This window comes from Pseudomonas sp. HY2-MNA-CIBAN-0224 (genome assembly GCF_040310285.1).
Taxonomy (GTDB): Bacteria; Pseudomonadota; Gammaproteobacteria; order Pseudomonadales; family Pseudomonadaceae; genus Aquipseudomonas; species Aquipseudomonas helleri.
The window spans coordinates 1-203 of record NZ_JBEOPQ010000990.1 but is presented as its reverse complement, the minus strand read 5'-3'; the positions used below and the strand labels follow the sequence as shown (position 1 = coordinate 203).

At 64.0% G+C, this 203-nt stretch carries 1 protein-coding gene; it reads right to left on the bottom strand.

All coding sequences use genetic code 11. The annotated features are described in order from the left end of the window. Window positions 1–203: hypothetical protein (locus tag AAEZ03_RS29200; RefSeq protein ID WP_350583512.1), on the bottom strand; the 203-nt coding region annotated here is incomplete at both ends.

Below are 203 nucleotides of genomic sequence, written 5' to 3'. Positions count from 1 at the left end.
CCGGGGCTGGGCGGGCAGTGGGCTTTGGAGTATTTGGCTACCCTTCGCCCCAGTGCGTCGTAGGCGAAGTCGGCGGTGAGGCGGTCGTCTTCGTAGCGGGTCAGGCGGTCGTAGAGGTCCCAGGTTAAACGGGCTTTTTTGCCGTTGTCGAGGCGTTCAAGCAGGTTGCCGCGGGCGTCGTAGGTGTAGTGCTGGCCGACGTA